Raw genomic sequence first — 20,564 nt, 5'->3', positions numbered from 1 at the left:
AGGTGAACGACGAAGGGGCCTGTCCGCGACCGGGGTGGTCGCGGACAGGCCCCTTCCCGTCAGGGGAACGGAGGGCCCGGACTACTTCTTGAAGCCGTAGTCCATGAGCTTCTTCGCGTCCGCGGTGCGGTTGTCCACCGAGGAGGAGGCGAGGACCGTGCCGATGACCGTCTTGCCGCTCCGGGTGGCGGCGAAGACCAGGCAGTACTTGGCCTCCGGACCCGAGCCGGTCTTGACGCCGATGGCGCCCGAGTAGCTGCCGAGCAGCTTGTTGGTGTTCTCCCACGACATGTCGCGGTAGCCGCCACTCTTCGTGGTGACCGTCTGCTTCGTCGACTTCGTCTTCACGACCGTACGGAACGTGGAGTACTTCATCGCGCTGCTGGCGATCTTGGTCAGGTCGCGCGGCGTGGAGTAGTTCGCGCCGTGCCCGATGCCGTCGAACGAGTCGAAGTGGGTGTTCTTCAGCCCGAGGTTCGCGGCGGTGGTGTTCATCTTGCCGATGAACGACTTCACGCGTGCGGCCCGGGTGGACCCGCTGCCGAACTTGTCGGCCAGCGCGTACGCCGCGTCACAGCCGGACGGAAGCATCAGACCGTACAGCAGCTGGCGGACGGTGACCTTGTCGCCGACGATCAGCTTGGCCGAGGAGGCCCAGTTGTTGTCGACGATGTAGTCGCTGTACGCCTTCTGGACGGTGACCTTGGAATCCAGGTTGAGGTTCGGCTGCGCGAGCACCACCCGGGCCGTCATGATCTTGGTGGTGGAGCCGGTGGAAAGGCGGGTGTCCGCTGCCTTGGTGTAGAGCGAGGACCCCGTGCCGTTGTTCATCACGAACCCGCCCTTGGCGGTGATCGTGGGCGTTGCGAGCGTGGCGGCCTGCGCCGAGGCGGTGAATGCCCCGGCCGTCAGGACGGCTCCCGCGGTGACGACAACCGCGGACACGCGACGTAGACCCTTGATGCCGGTTTTCAAAATGTATACTCCAAATGCCCCTGCCATGCGGACACATGAGAGTGCCGCTTCATCATGAGACGCGTGAGACGGGCCAAAGGATGTGCGCCTCGCGGAGATTTTTCACTGGATTCCCCCGGGCGTACGTGTGGCGGCGTGCGGCGCCCCCATCCCGGGATCGGCAGTGCCTGGCAGACAAGGCCGGGCCGCGGTCAGGATGAGCGCATGACGCATACGCCCAGCGACCTTACCGGCACCACCGCCCCCTCCGGGCTCCTCCGCGGCAAAGTCACCCTGATCACCGGCGCCGGCCGCGGCATCGGCGCCGCCGCGGCCCGGCTCTTCGCCCGGGAGGGCGCGAAGGTCGTGCTGACCGCCCGTACGGAGGCGGAGCTGGCGGCCGTGACCGAGGAGGTCCGGGCGGCGGGCGGCACCGCCGACCACGTGCGGTGCGATCTGGCCGACCCGGCGAGCGTCCGGGCGGCCGTGGACCGGGCCGTCGAGCTGCACGGCCGGCTGGACGCCGCCTTCAACAACGCCGGGGCGGCCATACCCCCCTCGCCACTGGCCGATGTGGCGGAGGCGGACTTCGACCTGATCACCACCGTCAGCCTCAAGGGCGTCTGGGTCTCCATGGCGGCCGAGATCAAGGCGATCCAGGCCACCGCCGGCCGCGGCGCCATCGTCAACAACAGCAGCGTCGGCAGCTTCCGGGGCAATCCGGAGCTGCCCGCGTACGGAGCGGTCAAGCGGGCCGTCAACAGCCTCACCGAGTCCGCCGCCATCACGTACGGCCCCGAGGGCATCCGCGTCAACGCCGTCGCCCCCGGCACCACCATGACCGAGATGATCCGCGGCTGGGCCGACCGCTCCCCCGGCATCCTCGACCGACTGAACGCCCGCACTCCGCTGCGCCGCCCAGCGACCCCGGAGGAGATCGCCGAGGCCGCCGCCTGGCTCCTCAGCGACCGCGCCTCGTACGTCACCGGCGCGGTACTCCCGGTCGACGGCGGTATGCGGGCCTGACCCCGCCGCAGGGGCCTGGGGCTCAGCGGAGCCGGGAGTCCACCGTCGCCGGGCCGAAGAGGGCGTCGGCGACCATAGGGGCCGCGCCCGTGACGCCCGCGCGGGTGGCGAGCGGGGAGTGAACCACGCGCAGACGCCCACGCGACGGCCTGATCCCTCCTACGCCCCTTCCCGTAGACTCCTCGAAACCCCCGAAAGCGCCCGCTATGACTCCCCAGCAACTCCTCGAACGCGCACAGCGCCTGGCCGCCGCCGGCGGTCGCCGACTGCTCGGAATCGCCGGACCGCCCGGGGCCGGCAAGACCAGCCTGGCCGAGTACCTGGTCGACGCGCTCGGCGCCGACCGGGCGGTCCTCGTCCCGTTGGACGGCTTCCACCTGGCCGACGTGGAACTGCGCAGGCTCGGCCTGACGGACCGCAAGGGCGCTCCGGAGACCTTCGACCCGTGCGGTTACGCGGCCCTGCTGCGGCGGCTGCGGGAGCAGCGGGCCGGGGAGACGGTGTACGCGCCGGGGTTCGAACGGGAGCTGGAGCAGCCGATCGCGGGCTCCATCCCGGTGGCGCCGGACATCCCGCTGGTGATCACCGAGGGGAACTATCTGCTGCTGGACGACGCGCCCTGGCGGCCGGTCCGCGAGCTGCTGGACGAGACCTGGTGGGTCGAGCTGGACAGCGAGGAGCGGGTCCGCAGGCTGATCGACCGCCATGAGCGGTTCGGCAAGCCGCGTCCCGAGGCGGAGCGCTGGGTCCTCGCCTCGGACGAGGCCAACGCCCGCCGGGTCGCCCCCGGGCGCGAGAGCGCCGATCTCGTGGTCAGGGGCCGGTGATGACCGTCGCCGAAGGGGCCGGATCCGCTCGGCGGAGCCGGCCCCTTCGGCGTGGGAGAGACTATTCGCCGCGGTTCAGCCGCCGCGCGACCTCCGTCGCCCAGTACGTGAGGATCATCCCGGCGCCCGCGCGCCGTACCGAGGTCAGGGTTTCCATGATCGCGCGGTCCCGGTCGATCCAGCCGTTGGCGGCGGCCGCCTCGACCATCGCGTACTCGCCCGAGATCTGGTAGGCGGCGACCGGTACGTCCACCGCGTCCGCGATCCGGCGCAGGATGTCGAGGTACGGCAGGGCCGGCTTGACCATGACCATGTCGGCGCCCTCGGCGAGGTCCAGCTCCAGTTCGCGCAGCGACTCCCGCGCGTTGGGCGGGTCCTGCTGGTACGTCTTGCGGTCGCCCTTGAGCGAGGAGCCGACCGCCTCGCGGAAGGGGCCGTAGAAGGCCGAGGCGTACTTGGCGGTGTAGGCGAGGATCGAGACGTCCTGGTGCCCGGCGCCGTCCAGCGCCTCGCGGATCACCCGGACCTGGCCGTCCATCATGCCGCTGGCGCCCACCGTGTGGACGCCCGCGTCGGCCTGGACGCGCGCCATCTCGGCGTACCGCTCCAGCGTCGCGTCGTTGTCGACCCGGCCCTCGGCGTCCAGGACGCCGCAGTGGCCGTGGTCGGTGTGCTCGTCCAGGCACAGGTCCGACATGATCACGAGCTCGTCGCCGACCTCGGCCCGGACATCCCGGATGGCGACCTGCAGGATCCCGTCCGGGTCGGTGCCCGGCGTGCCGACCGCGTCCTTCTTGGACTCCTCCGGGACCCCGAAGAGCATGATCGCGCCGAGGCCCGCCTCGACCGCCTCGGCCGCCGTCTTCCGCAGGGTGTCGCGGGTGTGCTGAACGACGCCCGGCATCGACTCCAGCGGCACCGGCTCGGACACACCCTCCCGCACGAAGGCGGGAAGGATCAGCTCCGCCGGGTGCAGCCGGGTCTCGGCGACCATGCGCCGCATCGCGGGCGTGGTCCGCAGCCGGCGCGGCCGTGCGCCCGGGAAGCTGCCGTACGTCGTGCTCATGAACGTGCCCTCCTACGCGATCCGGGCCGTCGCTCGCTCGGGCGGGTGACCGGGTCCCCGGCCTCGAGCGCGGCCTGGCGCCGCGCCGCCCCGAAGTCCGCGAGCGCCTCGGCCAGCTTGAGCACCGAGGGCTCGGGCGACAGCACATCCACCCGCAGGCCGTGCTCCTCCGCGGTCTTCGCGGTGGCCGGGCCGATACAGGCGATGACAGTGACATTGTGCGGCTTGCCCGCGATGCCGACGAGGTTCCGCACGGTGGACGACGAGGTGAAGAGCACCGCGTCGAACCCACCGCCCTTGATCGCCTCCCGGGTCTCGGCCGGCGGCGGCGAGGCGCGCACGGTGCGGTACGCGGTGACGTCGTCGACCTCCCAGCCCAGCTCGATCAGCCCGGCGACCAGCGTCTCGGTGGCGATGTCGGCGCGCGGCAGGAAGACCCGGTCGATCGGGTCGAAGACCGGGTCGTACGGCGGCCAGTCCTCCAGCAGCCCGGCCGCGGACTGCTCACCGCTGGGCACCAGATCCGGCTTGACGCCGAAGTCGATGAGGGACTTCGCGGTCTGCTCGCCGACCGCCGCGACCTTGATCCCGGCGAACGCGCGGGCATCGAGCCCGTACTCCTCGAACTTCTCGCGCACCGCCTTCACCGCGTTGACCGAGGTGAAGGCGATCCACTCATAGCGCCCGGTGACCAGGCCCTTGACCGCCCGCTCCATCTGCTGCGGGGTACGCGGCGGCTCGACCGCGATCGTCGGCACCTCGCTGGGCACCGCGCCGTACGAGCGCAGCTGGTCCGAGAGCGAGGCGGCCTGCTCCTTGGTCCGCGGGACCAGGACCTTCCAGCCGAAGAGCGGCTTGGACTCGAACCAGGACAGCTGGTCGCGCCGCTCGGCCGCGCTGCGCTCGCCGACCACCGCTATCACGGGCTGCGAGCCCTGCGGCGACGGCAGCACCTTCGCGGACTTCAGCACCTGCGCGATGGTCCCGAGCGTCGCCGTCCAGGTCCGCTGGCGGGTGGTGGTACCGGCGACGGTGACGGTGAGCGGGGTGTCCGGCTTACGGCCGGCCGACACCAGCTCGCCCGCGCAGGCGCCGACGGTCTCCAGGGTCGCGGAGACGACGGCGGTCGCGTCGGACGAGCCGACCTCGCTCCAGCAGCGCTCGTCGGCGGTCCGGGCGTCCACGAAGCGGACGTCGGCGCTCTGCGCGTCTCGCAGCGGCACCCCCGCGTAGGCGGGCACGCCCACCGCCGCGGCGACACCGGGCACCACCTCGAAGGCGATGCCCTCGGCGGCGCACACGCGCATCTCGTCGGCGGCGTATCCGTCCAGGCCCGGGTCGCCCGCGACCGCGCGGACGACCCGCTTGCCGGCGCGCGCGGCCGCCATGACAAGATTGACGCTGTCCCGGAGTACCGGGACGTCGGCGGTGGCTGACGACACATCAGCGTCCGCCTGCCGTGGTGCGCCCTGAGTGTCCGCGGCCACGCCCGGCCTGACGTGCGCACGTACCACGTCGAGCACTTGCGGGTCGGCGATCAGTACGTCCGCGGCGGCGAGTGCCTCCACGGCACGCAGCGTCAGCAGGCCCGGATCTCCGGGGCCCGCACCGAGGAAGGTGACGTGCCCGCAGCCGGGGTGGTTCGGGGCGGTGGGGTTCAAAGTGCTCGCTCCCCCATAAGACCGGCCGCACCCTTGGCGAGCATCTCGGCCGCGAGTTCGCGACCGAGAACCGCGGCCTGGGCAGGCGACGCGGGTACGGGACCGGTGGTGGACAGCTGCACCAGCGTCGATCCGTCGGTGGTGCCGACGACGCCGCGCAGGCGCATTTCGGTGACAACCTGACCGTCGCCCAACAGGTCGGCCAACGCACCCACAGGTGCGCTGCAGCCGGCCTCCAGGGCGGCGAGCAGGGAACGCTCGGCGGTCACGGCGGCCCGGGTGTACGGGTCGTCGAGCTCGGCGAGCCGGGAGGCGAGGTCCGCGTTGGACGCGGCGCACTCGACTGCCAGGGCCCCCTGGCCGGGGGCGGGCAAAATGTGGTCGGCGTCGAGGAGCTCGGTCGCCTCGCCGATCCGCCCTATGCGGATCAGACCGGCGGCGGCGAGCACCACGGCGTCCAGCTTCCCCGAGCGGACGTAGCCGATGCGGGTATCGACATTGCCGCGGATCGGCACGGTCTCGATGTCCAGGCCGAACGAACGGGCCCAGGCATTGAGCTGAGCCGCGCGGCGTGGCGATCCGGTGCCTATCCGGGCTCCGCGCGGGAGCTCGGCGAAGGTGAGACCGTCACGGGCGATGAGCGCGTCGCGCGGATCCTCCCGCCGCGGGATCGCGGCCAGCGTCAGCCCGTCGGGCTCGGCGGTCGGCAGATCCTTCAGCGAGTGCACGGCGAAGTCGATCTCGCCGCTCAGCAGCGCCTCGCGCAGCGTGGAGACGAAGACCCCCGTGCCGCCGATCTGCGCGAGCTGCTCACGTGAGGTGTCGCCGTACGCCGTGATCTCGACCAGTTCGACGAGGCGTCCGGTGACCTCACGCACGGCGTCCGCTATGAGGCCCGACTGGGCCTTGGCGAGCACGCTGCGGCGGGTACCGAGGCGCAGCGGGGTGGTCTCAGGGGTCTCGGGGGTGGCTGGCGTGGCGTTCATGCCCGGCCTCCCTTCGGGTCGTTCGGTTCGGCGGCGCCGGACGGGCCGTCGGCGTCGGCCCGGCTGACGGCGACGACCGCCTGCGGATCGAGGTCGAACAGCTCACGCAGCGCGTCCGCGTAACCGGCGCCGCCCGGTGTGCTCGCGAGCTCCTTGACGCGCACGGTGGGCGCGTGCAGCAGCTTGTCGACGACCCGGCGCACGGTCTGGGTGATCTCGGAACGCTGCTTGTCGTCCAGATCGGGAAGGCGGCCGTCAAGGCGGGCGATCTCGCTCGCGACGACGTCTGCCGCCATGGTACGCAGTGCGACCACGGTCGGCGTGATGTGCGCGGCCCGCTGGGCCGCGCCGAAGGCGGCCACCTCGGCGGAGACGAGGGCGCGGACCTTGTCGACGTCGACGGCCATCGCCCCGGCCGCGGAGCCCGACTGATCGGAGGGCGTGGCGGCGGCCTCGGCGAGGGACTCGATGTCGACCAGCCGCAGCCCCTCGATCCGGTGCGCCGCCGCGTCTATGTCGCGCGGCATCGCCAGGTCCAGCAGCGAGACGGTGCCCGCGTCGCCCTGACCCTGGCCCTGGCCCGCCGCCGGGGGGCAGGTCGCGCGCTGGGCGAGGGCGGTGCGCAGATCGTCGGCGGTCAGCACGAGGCCGGTCGCGCCCGTGCAGGAGACGACGATGTCGGCGTGCGGCAGCTCGGCCGTGACCCGGTCCCGCGGCACGGCGCGGGCCACGAGCCCATCGCGCCGCGTCTCACCCTCCCCGGCGTGGGCAGCGTCCTCGCGCCCGGTGTCGGCGGCACGGAGGTCGCGGGCCGCGGCGGCACCGGCGTCGGCGGCACCGGCCATGGCGGCACGGGCCTCGGCGGCACGGACGCCGTCACGCGTGGCGTCGCCACGGGCCTCGGCGGCACGGGCGGTGGTGGCACTCGGGGTGGCGGCGTGCAGCTGGGCCAGGGACTCCGCCAGGCGCAGGGCCCGCTCCAACGTCCTGTTGGCGATCACCAGTTCTGCCACACCGGCCCGTGCGAGCGTCGTCGCGGCCAGTGAGGACATCGACCCCGCGCCGATCACCAGCGCACGCTTCCCGGTCGCCCACTCGGGCACGGTCGCGCCCTGGGCCAGCTGCTCCAGGCCGAAGGTGACCAGCGACTGCCCGGCCTTGTCGATACCGGTCTCGCTGTGCGCCCGCTTGCCGACCCGCAGCGCCTGCTGGAAGAGATCGTTCAGCAGCCGGCCCGCGGTGTGCAGCTCCTGCCCCAGCGCGAGCGCGTCCTTGATCTGGCCGAGGATCTGGCCCTCGCCGACGACCATCGAGTCCAGTCCGCAGGCCACCGAGAAGAGGTGGTGGACGGCCCGGTCCTCGTAGTGGACGTAGAGATACGGGGTGAGCTCGTCCAGGCCGACGCCGGTGTGCTGGGCGATCAGCGTGGACAGCTCGGCGACGCCGGCGTGGAACTTGTCCACGTCCGCGTAGAGCTCGATGCGGTTGCAGGTGGCCAGCACCGCGGCCTCGGTGGCGGGCTCGGCGGCGAGGGTGTCCTGCACCAGCTTCGCCTGCTCGTCCCCCACCAGGGCAGCGCGCTCCAGCACGCTCACGGGCGCGCTGCGGTGGCTCAGGCCGACAACGAGGAGACTCATGCCGGCATCACGGCGGGCACATCCCCGTCAGGTCCTTGCCGGCTGCTCTCGGCGCCGGGACCGCCGGCGGCCGTGCGGTGGGGCGCCACCGGAGCCGGTCCGGCGGCTCCGGGGCCCTCGTCGGAGGAAGCCATCTCTTCGCCCGCCTTGCGCTGCTCGTGGAAGGCGAGGATCTGCAGCTCGATGGAGAGATCGACCTTGCGCACGTCCACCCCGTCCGGAACGGACAGCACGGTGGGCGCGAAGTTGAGGATCGAGGTGACACCGGCGGCGACGAGCCGGTCGCAGACCTGCTGAGCCGCGCCCGCCGGGGTGGCGATGACCCCGATGGAGACCCCGTTGTCGGTGATGATCTTCTCGAGCTCGTCGGTGTGCTGCACCGGGATGCCCGCGACGGGGCGCCCGGCCATGGCCGGATCGGCGTCGATGAGCGCGGCGACCCGGAAGCCCCGGGAGGCGAAGCCGCCGTAGTTGGCGAGCGCGGCGCCGAGGTTACCGATACCGACGATCACGACCGGCCAGTCCTGGGTGAGGCCGAGCTCCCGCGAGATCTGGTAGACGAGGTACTCCACGTCGTAGCCGACCCCACGGGTGCCGTACGAGCCGAGGTACGAGAAGTCCTTGCGCAGCTTGGCCGAATTGACTCCGGCCGCGGTCGCCAGCTCCTCGGAGGACACCGTGGGCACCGAGCGCTCGGAGAGCGCGGTCAGGGCGCGCAGATACAGCGGTAGCCGGGCGACGGTGGCCTCGGGGATTCCTCGGCTTCGGGTCGCCGGTCGGTGAGTTCGGCCAGTTGCCACGGTGCTCCTGCGGGTAGAGCGGGGCTGCGGACGGTCGAATGTTGAAGGACCACCCCATCGACAGCAGGCTATGTCTTTGTGAACGCGTGCACAAAGATGGTGTCCGCTTTGTCCGAGCAAAGTGACCGGTGTCACGCGCCCTTTCGGGCCGGCCACGGAACCACGACCTGCGCCACACCGTTCCCTCCGGGCGCACCGGTGCCGCTGGGGTGCCGACGGGAGCACAGGCCCTCACTCCTCACCTTTTTACCCCCGGACACCAACAAATCGCCCACGATCGTAATCCACCCCGGCGCTACTTCCGAACTCGTCGGCTCCGGCGGCCGGGGCGGCCAGACGGCGCCGGGGCACAGCGGCGCCGGGGCACAGCGGCGCCGGGGCACAGCGGCGCCGGGGCACAGCGGCGCCGGGGCACAATGGCGGACATGAGTCCGCTGCTGCGCCGCACCCCCCGCAAGAACCCCGCCGAGCGCACGGTCACGCTGATCGGCAAGCCCGGCTGCCACCTCTGCGAGGACGCCGAGGCCGTGATCAAGGAGGTCTGCGAGGAGCTGGGCACCCCCTGGGAGAAGAAGGACATCACCCAGGACGAGGAGCTCCACCGTAAGTACTGGGAGCAGATCCCGGTGATCCTCGTCGACGGCGCACAGCACGACTTCTGGCGGGTGGACCCGCGGCGGCTGCGCGCCGCGCTGGGCGGCTGACCCCGCCGCCGAGGCCCTGAACAGCCCCCCTTTCGCGTAACCTGAATCGTCCGGACACCCGGTCGTAACGGGATGCGCCCGAGCGCTGGCTATGCTCACTTCATGGCCGCACTGGGATGGTTCACCCGCCGTCGACGACCCGTCACGAAGCGGAGTGTGCTCGCTGGAGAGGCATCGGCCGAGGCGGCGCGCAAGTCGTCGGCCGAGACCGCCCCGCCGCCGCCCGCCGCCGAGCCGGAGTTCCCCGTCATCGGGGACGAGCGGGCCGCCGCCTTCTTCGACCTGGACAACACGATCATGCAGGGCGCCGCGCTCTTCCACTTCGGTCGCGGCCTCTACAAGCGGCACTTCTTCCGCAAGCGCGAGCTCGCCCGCTTCGCCTGGCAGCAGACCTGGTTCCGGATGGCCGGCGTCGAGGACCCGGCTCACATGGAGGACGTGCGCAGCAGCGCGCTGTCTATCGTCAAGGGCCACCGGGTCGCCGAGCTGATGTCGATCGGCGAGGAGATCTACGACGAGTACATGGCCGACCGCATCTGGCCCGGCACCCGCGCCCTCGCCCAGGCCCACCTCGACGCCGGACAGCGGGTCTGGCTGGTGACCGCGGCCCCGGTCGAGACCGCGACGATCATCGCCCGGCGGCTCGGGCTGACCGGGGCGCTGGGAACCGTGGCCGAGTCCGTCGGCGGCATCTATACGGGCAAGCTGGTCGGCGAGCCGCTGCACGGCCCGGCTAAGGCGGAGGCCGTACGGGCGCTGGCGGGCGCGGAGGAGCTGGACCTGGCCCGCTGCGCGGCGTACAGCGACTCCTCCAACGACATCCCGATGCTGTCGATCGTCGGCCATCCGTACGCCGTGAACCCGGACGGACGGCTGCGCAAACACGCGCGCGAGCGCGGCTGGCGGCTGCGCGACTACCGCACGGGCCGCAAGGCGGCCCGGATCGGCATCCCGGCGGCGGCCGGGGTGGGCGCGGTGGCGGGCGGTACGGCGGCGGCCGTGGCGCTGCACCGCCGGCGCCGCTGACGCCCTCCGCTCCACCGCCGCACGGCCGCACGCCCCGGCGCCGCCCCCGCACCGTCCCCTCACGGTCCGTTACGCGGTGTTACCGGCGCCACTGATCGTGTCCGCTCGTGTCCGCTCGTGTCCGCACGACCGTGACCGAGCACGGTCGCACCTGACCGATGATCGCGCTCCGTGACGGCGTACCCATGGATGCAGAGCGTCACCAACGGACAGCGACCGTACCGTTTCGGTCATTCCGGGCTTCCTACCCCGCAGCGCCCCCGCCAGTCCCCTTACCGCCGGTTTGTCACAACACGCCACACAATCGCACAAACGGCGAGAGCATTCGGTCAATTCCCGTACTGCATTCGATACTTGTTGCGTCATCAATCCATAACAGAGCAGACGGAAACGATGATTTGAGCAACTGGGTGTAGTGCTGCCTATACGAAGCGTTATTCTCCTTAGACGCAAACCGGTACCCACGCGTCCCTACGGCGAGTGAACGGTCCCGTACTGCACGTGATGGAAGCTCTGCCTCTGGGAGTCCCGTGTACCCACACGTCGGGGTTGACGCCTCGGGCCTGGCTACGCTGCGCGCAACGGTCCTCGACTGTCTGCGCGGCTTTGTCCCCACCGCGTATGCCGTCCCCGCCCTCGCCACGCCCGTGCCCGTCAGCCCTGCCACCGGTCCGGTCGACCGGTCCGGCCAGGCCCATTCCTGCTATGCCCTGGCCGACGGCGGAGCGGCGGTGGGCAGACGCTCCCGCGGCGGCACCTCCACCACCCGCCGGCCCAGCGCCGACAGCGACAGCCGCCGCATGATGGATCTCGTCGAGCGCGCCCAGTCGGGCGAGGCCGAGGCCTTCGGCCGGCTCTACGACCAGTACGCCGACACGGTCTACCGCTATATCTACTACCGCGTGGGCGGGAAGGCCACGGCCGAGGACCTCACCAGTGAGACGTTCCTGCGCGCCCTGCGCCGCATCGGCACCTTCACCTGGCAGGGCCGGGACTTCGGCGCCTGGCTGGTGACGATCGCCCGCAACCTCGTCGCCGACCACTTCAAGTCCAGCCGCTTCCGGCTGGAGGTCACCACCGGCGAGATGCTCGACGCCAACGAGGTCGAGCGCAGCCCCGAGGACTCCGTCCTGGAATCGCTCTCCAACGCGGCGCTGCTGCAAGCGGTACGAAAACTCAACCCGCAGCAGCAGGAGTGTGTGACGCTCCGCTTCCTCCAAGGCCTCTCGGTCGCCGAGACCGCCCGGGTCATGGGGAAGAACGAGGGCGCGATCAAGACCCTTCAGTACCGGGCCGTCCGCACCCTGGCACGGCTCCTGCCGGACGACGCCCGCTGACCGTCGGTGGTGCTTCCACCACGGTCCGTCCGCTCCTCGGGAGGGCGTAACCCGGGTGCTGCGCCGCTCGTTGTGGGGGATGCAGGCGCCTTGTGGACGTACCCTGCCCGTACCCACTCACTCGATCGGGTGGACACGCGCATGGCACGGAACCTTCGGGTGTCCTGGGGAGTCGACCGTCACGACGAGAGGAGGTGCCGCCTGTGATCGCCAACGTATCGGCACACCGGCGGGCGAACGCCTTCGCCAAGGCCCTGGAGGCCCTGGAGGCCCTGGACAAGCGCCAGGCCCCCCGGGACGAGACGCCGCACCAACAGCCCGGCTCATCGGCGCACAGCGCCGAGCAGAGACGGCTGATGGCTCTGGCGAGCGGCCTCGGCGAGCTGCCGGCACCGACATTGGATCCTGAGGTCAGGATCACACAGCGGGCGCAGCTGATCGCCGCCATGGAAGCGGCCTTCGCCGAGGGCACGCCCCGCGTGCCCGAGCAGCGCCGCCGCCCCGGCGGCGCCCACCGGGCCAAGCCCCCGGTGGGCAGACAGCGCCCCCGTTCCCGCTGGTCCAAGGGGCTCGCGGCCGGGGGGCTCACGGTCGGCGTCGCGGCGGGCGCGTTCGGCGGTGCCGCCGCGGCCAGTACGGACGCCCTGCCGGGCGACACCCTCTACGGGTTCAAGCGCGGCATGGAGGATCTCAAGCTCGAGATGGCCGACGGCGACTCCGCCCGCGGCCGGATCTATCTGGACCAGGCGTCGACCCGGATGAGCGAGGCGCGCCGCCTCATGGAGCGGGCGCGCGCGGGCGAGCTGGACCATGACTCGCTGGGCGAGATCCGCCGGGCGCTGGCCGGTATGCGCCATGACGCCTCGGAGGGCCACCGGCTGCTGCATCAGGTGTACGAGCGGGACGGCTCGCTCGGCCCGATGCGGGAGCTGTCGTCCTTCGCCCAGGCGCATCGCGAGGGCTGGAGCCAGTTGCGCGGCCGACTGCCGGTCCAGCTCATGGACGTCGGGGACGAGGTGAGTTCCGTCTTCGCCGCCATAGACCAGGAAGTCGGCCCGCTGGAGCCGCTGCTGCCGACCACAAAGGACCAGCGGGGCCAGACCGGCCGCCAGAGCGGCGAGGCCCCCGAGCGCCCCGGCGCGGTGGGCCCGGACGGCCGCCCGGCGACCTCCTCGGCCACCCCGAGCGGCGGCCACACGGGCGGCGACACCGCACCCCGGCCGCACCCGTCGTCCTCGGCGGGCGCCGAGGACCAGGGCGGCCTGGTCGGCGGGGCGGGCGGTCTGCTGGACCCGCCGATCGGCACCGCGGGCCCGAGCCCGTCCACGGGCAAGGGCGACACGGGCGGCAAGCCGTCCCAGCCGGACATCACCATCCCGCCGCTGCTGCCGGATCTGCTGCCGGGCCTCAGCCTTGACGGGGACGACACGAGGTAAGCACGAGGGGTGGTGGTGTGCCGTACCGCACACCACCACCCCTCAGAAGACCCCGGGTCAGGAAAACACCCCTCAGAAGAACACCGAGCGCCGCTGCACCAGCAGCTTGTAGAGGGTGTGCTGGATCGTTTCTCGTACCTGGTCCGTCAGGTTGAACATCAGCATCGGGTCGTCCGCAGCCTCCGGCGGATGGCCGTCGGTCGGGATCGGCTCGCCGAACTGGATCGTCCACTTCGTCGGCAGCGGCACCGCGCCCAGCGGCCCGAGCAGCGGGAAGGTCGGCGTGATCGGGAAGTACGGAATGCCGAGCAGCCGGGCGAGGGTCTTCGCGTTCCCGACCATCGGGTAGATCTCCTCGGCACCCACGATCGAGCACGGCACGATCGGCACCCCGGCGCGCAGCGCCGTCGAGACGAAGCCGCCCCGCCCGAAGCGCTGCAGCTTGTACCGCTCCGAGAACGGCTTTCCGATCCCCTTGAAGCCTTCCGGCATCACCCCGACCACCTCGCCGCGCTCCAGCAGCAGCTGGGCGTCCTCGGCACAGGCCAGGGTGTGGCCCGCCTTACGCGCCAGCTCGTTGACGACCGGCAGCATGAACACCAGATCGGCGGCGAGCAGCCGCAGATGGCGGTGGGCCGGATGGTTGTCGTGCACCGCGACCTGGAGCATCAGCCCGTCCAGCGGCAGCACCCCGGAGTGGTTGGCGACGACGAGCGCCCCGCCGCTGTCCGGGATGTTCTCGATGCCCTTCACCTCGACCCTGAAGTACTTGTCGTACATCGGGCGCAGCAGCGACATCAGGACCTGGTCGGTCAGATCGCGGTCGTAGCCGAAGTCGTCGACCTCGTAGTCCCCGGTGATCCGACGGCGCAGAAAGCTCAGCCCATGGGCGAGCTTGCGCTCCCAGTCGCCGCCGCCCGGGGCGCGCTTGGGCGGGCCCGGCGGCAGGGGCGGGACGGCCGCGGCGGCCGTCCCGGGGCGCTGCTCCAGCTCCTCGTCGCGCTGCTGCGGCACGGGTTTGAGCGAGCCTTGGGACCGGCCGGCACGCCCCGCGCGAGGGCTCGTGCGCCGGGACCGCGGTTCCTCACCGAACGGAATGACCTTGGCATCCGCCATGGTGGTTGCGCTCCTCAATTCTGGGCGCCGGCGGGCAACAGCGCAGCGAGCCGGTCGATGCTACGGGCGAGAGTCTCGGGCGGGAGCAGCCCGGGACCCCGGCTGTGCGCGTAGTCCGCGAAGGCGCCGGCGGTGGTGTGCTCGGGTTCAAAACCCAGGGTCTCTCGCATCTGGTTGGTGGCCACGACCCGGCCATGGGTGAGCAGCCGGATCTGCTCGGGCGAGAAGTCGGTGATGCCGAGGGACCGAAGGGCGGTGCGGGCCCATCGGAGCGTCGGCAGCAGCAGCGGCAGCGTCGGGCGGCCGAGCCGCCGGGCGGCCTGGGAGAGCAGCAGCACACCGTCTCCGGCGATATTGAACGTGCCGCTGTTGAGCGTGGCGCGGCGGGGCTCGGAGGCGGCGATCCGCAGCACCTCGATGGCGTCCTTCTCATGGACGAACTGGAGCCGCGGGTCGTAGCCGATGACGGTGGGCAGCACGGGCAGCGCGAAGTACTCGGCGAGCGGCGAGTCCGCGCACGGCCCCAGGATGTTGGCGAAGCGCAGCACGCACACGGCGACATCGGGGCGGCGCCGGGCGAAGCCGCGGACATAGCCCTCGACCTCGACCGTGTCTTTCGCGAAGCCGCCGCTCGGCAGCGACTTGGGCGGGGTGGTCTCGCTGAAGACGGCGGGGTCGCGGGGCGCGGAGCCGTACACATTGGTGCTGGACTTGACCACGAGCCGCTGGACCGACGGCGCCTTCTGACAGGCACCGAGCAGCTGCATGGTGCCGATGACGTTGGTCTCCTTGATCGAGGCGCGATTGCCGCGCGCCCCGAGCGGGGTGCCGTTGATGTCCATGTGGACGACGGTGTCGACGCCGTATTCGGCGAGCAGCTTCCCGATCGTGGGATGGCGGATGTCGGCCCGGACGAAGTCGGCGCCGCCGAGGTGATGTTCGGGCGGCACCGCGTCCACCCCGATCACCCGGTCGACATCGGGCTCGCGCTGTATCCGCCGGACGAAACGGCCTCCCAGCCGGCGAGCGACTCCGGTGACGAGCACGACCTTTCCCAAGATCAGCGCCTTCCTTCCGACCCTCGTCCGAGCTGGTCTGTGGCGAACACCGTAACCGCTCGATGTTGCGCTGTAATGACCACTCGCCGCGCGGAGCGACGTTTTAAGCCGAGGCCAGGGGCGTGGCCGGGAGCGGGGCCCGGGCCGCGCACGCACCGCAGCCCTTCCACCGGTGGTGGAAGGGCTGCGGGACGAACACAGCGTCGCTTGCTTACTTCTTGTTGCGACGCTGGACGCGCGTGCGCTTGAGCAGCTTGCGGTGCTTCTTCTTCGCCATCCGCTTGCGCCGCTTCTTGATAACAGAGCCCACGACAACCCTCGCTCACTTCGAATCACTCGGTGCGGGGCGTCCGAGCCCACACGACCTACATCGGGCCAGCCTACCCGGCACCGAGCGAACCACGTAATCCGAGGGGCATCACCCGGATCGGGCCTAGGCGGACTCCACCCCCACATAGGACTCGCGGAGGTATTCATGAACCGCTTGCTCCGGCACCCGGAAGGACCTGCCCACCCGGATCGCCGGCAGATGACCGCTGTGCACCAAGCGGTACACGGTCATCTTGGACACTCGCATCACCGAGGCGACTTCCGCCACGGTCAGAAACTGAACCTCATTCAGAGGCCGTTCGCCAGCAGCCATGACACACCACCTGAACCTTCCGCACATGTCGGGCACCGGCTTCCCCTCCGGTGACTCCTGCTCGCATGCGCGCTCCTCCCCAGATTAGGGGCGCGTGATGCAAGTGGGGAAGAGGAGTAGCGATCGGACGCCTACTGTGACAGACACGCTCGATTGAGTACATAGCGAGTAAGCGGCCGGTAGTAACCAGACCGCACAGCGTCATCAAGCGGAACGGCGACGGACACCTGTCCCTCAGCCTCCCCGACGAACAGCGCGGGGTCGTCCGTGTCACCCAGGCCGATGGCCTCAAAGCCCAGCTGACCTGCTCCGCAGACCCATCCGTGGTCCCCGATGACCAACCCCGGCAAGGGGCCGCCGGACTCGGCGGCACAGCCGAGCGCGACCCGAACCGGGAGCGGGGAGTGGCTGTGGGCACCCGGCTCACTCGCGCCGGGACGAGCGCCGGGCTCCCGCACCATCGCAACTCCTCGTACGTAGGCGAGCTGGTACATACGTACGCCGAACCGGGTCGTTATGTCGATACATCTACCCTGCGCGGGGCTGAGGACACGGCAGCCGGCCGCCGAGAGCGCCGACGCCAACGAGGCGTAGAAGTCAAGGAGGCGATGGGGATGGCCGGTGCCGATGAGCACCGGGAGCCGCGCTCGGGCGGCGGCGTGGAGCCGGTCCGCGAAGGCGTGCAGCGCGGCGATCGTAAGCTCCGGATCGATCACATCCTGACCCGAGATGTGGGCCGGATTGGCCGAAACCCCACATTTGTTACCCATCAGACGAAGTAATTCAATGAAAGACCAGTCGTATTCGGGCTCCAGACCGAGCAGCACCCGGGGGTCCCGGGCGGCGAAGAGCCGGTAGCGGCGCAGGCTCTCCTCCCGGCTCGTCGCCACGGGCCCGGCGAGCCTCGCCGCCAGCAGATGCGCGCGCAGCGCGGCCGTACTCAACACGTCACCGATGCTGACGGATCCCCGCCGCCGCCCGCCGTGGAACGGCGGGAGACCCCACGGTTGGCCTAACGGCCCTCGTCCCCGAGCCGCCGCCAGGGACCGCTAGGGAAGCAGCCCGTGCTGGGGGAACACCGCCCGGCGCGTCGCCAGGATCGCCTGGTCCAGCGGGTCCGCCGGGTCGTACCCGGACTCGGCGAACTCCTGCCAGCGCGGCTCCCGCCCGTCCGTCATCCGCCGCGGCGCCTCCAGCCGGGTCCGCCGGTACACCTCGTGCCGCCACTCCTCCGGCACCGCCGTCTCCGCCGCCACCGGCCGCCCCGCCGCGATCGCGACCAAATGCGTCCAGGCCCGCGGCACCACGTCCACCACCGCGTAGCCGCCGCCCCCGAGCGCGACCCAGCGCCCGTCCGCGTGCTCGTGCGCCAGCCGATGGCAGCTCTCCGCGACCGCCCGCTGCGCGTCCACGGTCACCCCCAAGTGGGCCAGCGGGTCCTCGATATGGGTGTCCGCGCCGTGCTGTGTCACCAGCACCTGGGGGCCGAAGGCGGCCAACAGCTCCGGCACCACCGCGTGAAAGGCCCGCAGCCAGCCGGCGTCCCCGGTCCCGGCCGGCAGCGCCACATTGACCGCCGAGCCCCCGGCGCCCTCCCCGCCCGTCTCCTCGGGCCAGCCCGTCTGCGGGAAGAGCGTGCGGGGGTGCTCGTGCAGGGAGATGGTCAGCACCCGCGGATCGTCCCAGAAGGCGGCCTGCACGCCGTCCCCGTGGTGGACATCCACATCCACATACGCGACCCGCTCGGCCCCCAGCTCCAGCAGCCGGGCGACAGCCAGCGCCGCGTCGTTGTAAATGCAGAACCCGGACGCGCCGCCGGGCATGGCGTGGTGCAGCCCGCCCGCGAAGTTCACCGCGTGCAGCGCCTCCCCGCGCCAGACGCTCTCCGCCGCGCCGACCGACTGCCCGGCGATCAGGGCCGACGCGTCGTGCATCCCCGCGAAGGCCGGATCGTCCATGGTCCCGAGGCCGTACGCACCGTCCGCCGCCTCCGGGTCGGCCGAGGCCCGCCGTACCGCCTCGATGTACTCCTGCCGGTGGACCAGGCGCAGGGTCGACTCCCCGGCCGGTTTGGCGGCCACCACCTCGACCGCCCGATCCAGCCCGTACGCCTCCACCAACCGCATGGTCAGCGCGAGCCGCACCGGGTCCATCGGATGCCCGGCGCCGAAGTCGTATCCGGTTACTTCCTCATCCCACATCAACTGTGCTCGGCCGCTCATGTCCGTCACCGTATCGGGTTGGTACAGGAGTGAACGACCGCGCGTACACCAGCGTCGCGAGCACCAACGTCATCGGCACGAGCATCGCCCCGCGGTAGCTCCACGCCCCGCCCAGCGCACCGACGAGCGGTGAGCCGACCAGAAAGCCGACATAGTTGAAGATATTGAGGCGTGCGATGGCGGCGTCGGACGCCCCGGGGAAGAGCCGGCCGGCCGCCGCGAAGGTCTGCGGCACCAGCACACACAGCCCGAGCCCCAGCAGGGTGAACCCGAGCATCCCCACCCAGGCACCGGGCGCCGCCGCGACGACGGCGAAGCCGCCGGCGGCAAGGAGGCTTCCGGCCCGGACCACGGTGACCGCGCCGAAGCGCCGCACCCCGAGGTCGCCGAAGGCGCGGCCGAGGAGAGTGGTGACCATATAGACGTTGTAGGGGACCGTGGCCAGCTGCTCGGAGCTGTGCAGCACGTCCTCCAGATACTTGGCACTCCAGTTGGAGACGGTGGAGTCGCCGATATAGGCGAAAGCCATGACGAGGCAGAGCGGCAGCAGCAGCTTCATGCTCACCGCAGTACTGTCGTCACCCGCCTGACTCTCCTGGTTCTCCCGGTTCTCCTGGTTCTGTCGGCCCGCCGGGGTGTCCTGGCCCCCCTGATCCGCGTACCAGCGGCCGGCTATGAACGCGACGGGCACGAGGGTCGCGACCAGCGGGGCATAGAGCGCGGGCAGCGGCAGATTCCCGTGCGCGCCCACCCAGGAGAGCGAGGCGCCGGTGATCCCGCCCAGGCTGTACGCGGCATGGAAGCCGAGCATGATGCTCCGCCCGTACGCGCGTTGCAGGCTCACCCCGAGCATGTTCATCGACGCGTCGAGCGCCCCGACCGTCAGACCGAAGACGCCGAGCGCGAAGGCCAGCTGCCACACGGTCGAGCCCGACCCCGCCGCGAGCAGCGCGACGGAGACGACGGGCTGGACCAGGCGGAGGACAAGCCCGGGCCGCACCCGCTTGACGAGATGCTCGGTGCCGACGCTGCCCACGCCCGCGAGCACGGGGACGGCCGCGAGGAAGAGCGGCAGCAGGCCGTCGGATATCCCGTACCGGTCCTGCAGCGCGGGTATCCGTGTCACCAGCAGAGCGAAGATCGCGCCCTGGACGAAGAAGCTGATGGCCAGCGAGGCCCGGCCGTGCCGCAGCCGCGGGCCCGGGCGGGTATCGGTCATGGCCGAGGAGCGTACGGCCCCGCGACTACGTGTGGGTAGAGGCGAGCAGTTGCGGCAGCTCGGCCATGTCCGCGAAGAGCGCCCGCGCCGCGGAGAGTTTGACGGCGGGCGTCATGGCCGTGTAGCCGTACACATCCATCTCCGCGGCCACGGCGGCCTGGACGCCGAGCGGGCTGTCCTCGACGACCGCACAGCGCCCCGGCTCCACCCCCATCCGGGCGGCCGCGTGAAGAAACAGATCCGGGGCGGGCTTACCGCGCCCCACATCCTCGGAGCTGAAGATGCGGTCCTCACCGAAACGGTCGTACAGCCCGGTCTTCCGCAGGGCGACCCGGATCCGCTCATGGCTGCCGGAGGAGGCGACGCAGTACGGGATATCGTCCGCCCGCAGCTTCTCCAGGACCGCCGAGACGCCGACGACCGGCTCCAGCTCACGGCGGAAGGCGTCAAAGACCCGGCCGTGGAAGGTCGTGTCGAAGTCCGCCGGAAGCCGCTGCCCCGAGCGCTCGTGAACCAGGTCATGGATGCGGTGCATGGCGGATCCCATGTAATCGCGTATGGAGTCCTCGTAGCTGGTGGGGTAGCCCAACTCCGTGAGGTAGGCGGCGAGCAGCCGATTGGAGAGGGGCTCGCTGTCGACGAGCACTCCATCGTTGTCGAAGACGACCAGGTCGTAGCGCATGCCGTCAGCCTAACCGCAATAAAAAAAGCCCGGTCGGGAGCTGAGCTCCCGACCGGGCTTTCTATAAAATTTGTTCGGCGGCGTCCTACTCTCCCACAGGGTCCCCCCTGCAGTACCATCGGCGCTGAAAGGCTTAGCTTCCGGGTTCGGAATGTAACCGGGCG

At 71.2% G+C, this 20,564-nt stretch carries 20 protein-coding genes and 1 rRNA gene; 6 read left to right on the top strand and 15 right to left on the bottom strand.

From position 1 onward, the window contains the following. Positions 1–81: 81 nt before the first annotated feature. A complete protein-coding gene (locus tag ABZS71_RS29925; protein WP_355858458.1) occupies positions 82–975 on the bottom strand; it encodes a D-alanyl-D-alanine carboxypeptidase in 894 nt (297 codons plus the stop codon). A 204-nt stretch (positions 976–1,179) separates the two neighbouring features. Here ABZS71_RS29925 and ABZS71_RS29920 point away from each other — a divergent pair, with 204 nt between their 5' ends. After that, positions 1,180–1,980, top strand: a complete 801-nt coding sequence (locus ABZS71_RS29920; protein WP_356215068.1) for a glucose 1-dehydrogenase — start codon at positions 1,180–1,182, stop codon at positions 1,978–1,980. Between the two features lie 206 nt (positions 1,981–2,186). After that, positions 2,187–2,807: a nucleoside/nucleotide kinase family protein gene (locus ABZS71_RS29915; protein WP_355858452.1), complete on the top strand. Its 621-nt coding sequence runs from the start codon at positions 2,187–2,189 to the stop codon at positions 2,805–2,807. Positions 2,808–2,868: 61 nt separating this feature from the next. Here the strand turns inward: ABZS71_RS29915 and hemB are convergent, their stop codons facing one another. Genes hemB through ABZS71_RS29890 form a run of 5 tightly spaced genes read right to left on the bottom strand, consistent with a single transcriptional unit; the run spans position 2,869 to position 8,957 of the window. Continuing rightward, positions 2,869–3,873: a porphobilinogen synthase gene (gene hemB, locus ABZS71_RS29910; protein WP_356215066.1), complete on the bottom strand. Its 1,005-nt coding sequence runs from the start codon at positions 3,871–3,873 to the stop codon at positions 2,869–2,871. After that, complete coding sequence (locus tag ABZS71_RS29905; protein ID WP_356215064.1) at positions 3,870–5,534, bottom strand: bifunctional uroporphyrinogen-III C-methyltransferase/uroporphyrinogen-III synthase; 1,665 nt, start codon at positions 5,532–5,534, stop codon at positions 3,870–3,872. The genes hemB and ABZS71_RS29905 overlap by 4 nt, the downstream gene beginning before the upstream one ends. Beyond that, positions 5,531–6,520 carry a hydroxymethylbilane synthase gene (hemC, locus tag ABZS71_RS29900; protein ID WP_356215062.1) on the bottom strand — a complete coding sequence of 330 codons (990 nt, stop codon included), beginning with the start codon at positions 6,518–6,520 and terminating at the stop codon, positions 5,531–5,533. The genes ABZS71_RS29905 and hemC overlap by 4 nt, the downstream gene beginning before the upstream one ends. After that, positions 6,517–8,157, bottom strand: a complete 1,641-nt coding sequence (hemA, locus tag ABZS71_RS29895; protein WP_356215060.1) for a glutamyl-tRNA reductase — start codon at positions 8,155–8,157, stop codon at positions 6,517–6,519. Before hemA ends, hemC begins: the two co-directional genes overlap by 4 nt. Next, positions 8,154–8,957 carry a redox-sensing transcriptional repressor Rex gene (locus ABZS71_RS29890; RefSeq protein WP_355858437.1) on the bottom strand — a complete coding sequence of 268 codons (804 nt, stop codon included), beginning with the start codon at positions 8,955–8,957 and terminating at the stop codon, positions 8,154–8,156. The genes hemA and ABZS71_RS29890 overlap by 4 nt, the downstream gene beginning before the upstream one ends. A gap of 425 nt (positions 8,958–9,382) precedes the next feature. Here ABZS71_RS29890 and ABZS71_RS29885 point away from each other — a divergent pair, with 425 nt between their 5' ends. The 4 genes from ABZS71_RS29885 to ABZS71_RS29870 all read left to right on the top strand — a co-directional run bounded on the left by ABZS71_RS29885 (position 9,383) and on the right by ABZS71_RS29870 (position 13,460). Next, positions 9,383–9,661: a glutaredoxin family protein gene (locus tag ABZS71_RS29885; RefSeq protein ID WP_356215058.1), complete on the top strand. Its 279-nt coding sequence runs from the start codon at positions 9,383–9,385 to the stop codon at positions 9,659–9,661. Positions 9,662–9,763: 102 nt separating this feature from the next. Further along, positions 9,764–10,687 carry an HAD-IB family hydrolase gene (locus ABZS71_RS29880; RefSeq protein WP_356215056.1) on the top strand — a complete coding sequence of 308 codons (924 nt, stop codon included), beginning with the start codon at positions 9,764–9,766 and terminating at the stop codon, positions 10,685–10,687. A 530-nt stretch (positions 10,688–11,217) separates the two neighbouring features. Continuing rightward, the gene (locus tag ABZS71_RS29875; RefSeq protein WP_355858429.1) at positions 11,218–12,024 is read left to right on the top strand and encodes an ECF subfamily RNA polymerase sigma factor, BldN family; all 807 of its coding nucleotides are present in this window, start codon (positions 11,218–11,220) and stop codon (positions 12,022–12,024) included. Between the two features lie 203 nt (positions 12,025–12,227). Continuing rightward, a complete protein-coding gene (locus ABZS71_RS29870; protein ID WP_356215054.1) occupies positions 12,228–13,460 on the top strand; it encodes a DUF5667 domain-containing protein in 1,233 nt (410 codons plus the stop codon). 72 nt (positions 13,461–13,532) lie between these two features. On the opposite strand, the gene ABZS71_RS29865 is transcribed toward ABZS71_RS29870, so the two are convergent. From ABZS71_RS29865 to rrf, 9 genes are all read right to left on the bottom strand, one after another. Next, positions 13,533–14,576 carry a lysophospholipid acyltransferase family protein gene (locus tag ABZS71_RS29865; protein WP_355858423.1) on the bottom strand — a complete coding sequence of 348 codons (1,044 nt, stop codon included), beginning with the start codon at positions 14,574–14,576 and terminating at the stop codon, positions 13,533–13,535. A 14-nt stretch (positions 14,577–14,590) separates the two neighbouring features. After that, positions 14,591–15,634, bottom strand: a complete 1,044-nt coding sequence (locus tag ABZS71_RS29860) for an NAD-dependent epimerase/dehydratase family protein (protein ID WP_355858420.1) — start codon at positions 15,632–15,634, stop codon at positions 14,591–14,593. A 211-nt stretch (positions 15,635–15,845) separates the two neighbouring features. Then, on the bottom strand, positions 15,846–15,944 hold the full coding sequence (locus ABZS71_RS29855; protein WP_003948845.1) for an AURKAIP1/COX24 domain-containing protein: 99 nt from the start codon (positions 15,942–15,944) through the stop codon (positions 15,846–15,848). Between the two features lie 123 nt (positions 15,945–16,067). Beyond that, positions 16,068–16,277 carry a helix-turn-helix domain-containing protein gene (locus tag ABZS71_RS29850; RefSeq protein WP_014053989.1) on the bottom strand — a complete coding sequence of 70 codons (210 nt, stop codon included), beginning with the start codon at positions 16,275–16,277 and terminating at the stop codon, positions 16,068–16,070. A 131-nt stretch (positions 16,278–16,408) separates the two neighbouring features. Then, on the bottom strand, positions 16,409–17,224 hold the full coding sequence (locus ABZS71_RS29845; RefSeq protein WP_356215052.1) for a phosphatase: 816 nt from the start codon (positions 17,222–17,224) through the stop codon (positions 16,409–16,411). Positions 17,225–17,326: 102 nt separating this feature from the next. Further along, positions 17,327–18,499, bottom strand: coding sequence for an acetoin utilization protein AcuC (locus ABZS71_RS29840; protein WP_355858413.1), 1,173 nt, complete (start codon positions 18,497–18,499; stop codon positions 17,327–17,329). Beyond that, the gene (locus ABZS71_RS29835) at positions 18,468–19,718 is read right to left on the bottom strand and encodes an MFS transporter (protein ID WP_356215050.1); all 1,251 of its coding nucleotides are present in this window, start codon (positions 19,716–19,718) and stop codon (positions 18,468–18,470) included. The genes ABZS71_RS29840 and ABZS71_RS29835 overlap by 32 nt, the downstream gene beginning before the upstream one ends. A 25-nt stretch (positions 19,719–19,743) precedes the next feature. Next, positions 19,744–20,400 (bottom strand): HAD family hydrolase, encoded by a 657-nt coding sequence (locus tag ABZS71_RS29830; RefSeq protein ID WP_356215048.1) that lies wholly within the window; start codon positions 20,398–20,400, stop codon positions 19,744–19,746. A 72-nt stretch (positions 20,401–20,472) separates the two neighbouring features. Continuing rightward, positions 20,473–20,564 (bottom strand): 5S ribosomal RNA (gene rrf / locus ABZS71_RS29825); the annotation flags it as partial.

This window comes from Streptomyces sp. NPDC005393 (assembly GCF_040606675.1).
GTDB lineage: Bacteria > Actinomycetota > Actinomycetes > Streptomycetales > Streptomycetaceae > Streptomyces.
The sequence above is the reverse complement of the archived record's forward strand: the minus strand, read 5'-3'. Positions and strand labels throughout refer to the sequence as shown.

Excerpts from the sequence above, each read along its gene's own strand:
- ABZS71_RS29920 (WP_356215068.1), top strand. The coding sequence starts at position 1,180 with ATGACGCATACGCCCAGCGACCTTACCGGCACCACCGCCCCCTCCGGG.
- ABZS71_RS29915 (WP_355858452.1), top strand. The coding sequence starts at position 2,187 with ATGACTCCCCAGCAACTCCTCGAACGCGCACAGCGCCTGGCCGCCGCC.
- hemB (WP_356215066.1), bottom strand. The coding sequence starts at position 3,873 with ATGAGCACGACGTACGGCAGCTTCCCGGGCGCACGGCCGCGCCGGCTG.
- hemC (WP_356215062.1), bottom strand. The coding sequence starts at position 6,520 with ATGAACGCCACGCCAGCCACCCCCGAGACCCCTGAGACCACCCCGCTG.
- hemA (WP_356215060.1), bottom strand. The coding sequence starts at position 8,157 with ATGAGTCTCCTCGTTGTCGGCCTGAGCCACCGCAGCGCGCCCGTGAGC.
- ABZS71_RS29885 (WP_356215058.1), top strand. The coding sequence starts at position 9,383 with ATGAGTCCGCTGCTGCGCCGCACCCCCCGCAAGAACCCCGCCGAGCGC.
- ABZS71_RS29880 (WP_356215056.1), top strand. The coding sequence starts at position 9,764 with ATGGCCGCACTGGGATGGTTCACCCGCCGTCGACGACCCGTCACGAAG.
- ABZS71_RS29865 (WP_355858423.1), bottom strand. The coding sequence starts at position 14,576 with ATGGCGGATGCCAAGGTCATTCCGTTCGGTGAGGAACCGCGGTCCCGG.
- ABZS71_RS29850 (WP_014053989.1), bottom strand. The coding sequence starts at position 16,277 with ATGGCTGCTGGCGAACGGCCTCTGAATGAGGTTCAGTTTCTGACCGTG.
- ABZS71_RS29840 (WP_355858413.1), bottom strand. The coding sequence starts at position 18,499 with ATGAGCGGCCGAGCACAGTTGATGTGGGATGAGGAAGTAACCGGATAC.
- ABZS71_RS29835 (WP_356215050.1), bottom strand. The coding sequence starts at position 19,718 with ATGACCGATACCCGCCCGGGCCCGCGGCTGCGGCACGGCCGGGCCTCG.
- ABZS71_RS29830 (WP_356215048.1), bottom strand. The coding sequence starts at position 20,400 with ATGCGCTACGACCTGGTCGTCTTCGACAACGATGGAGTGCTCGTCGAC.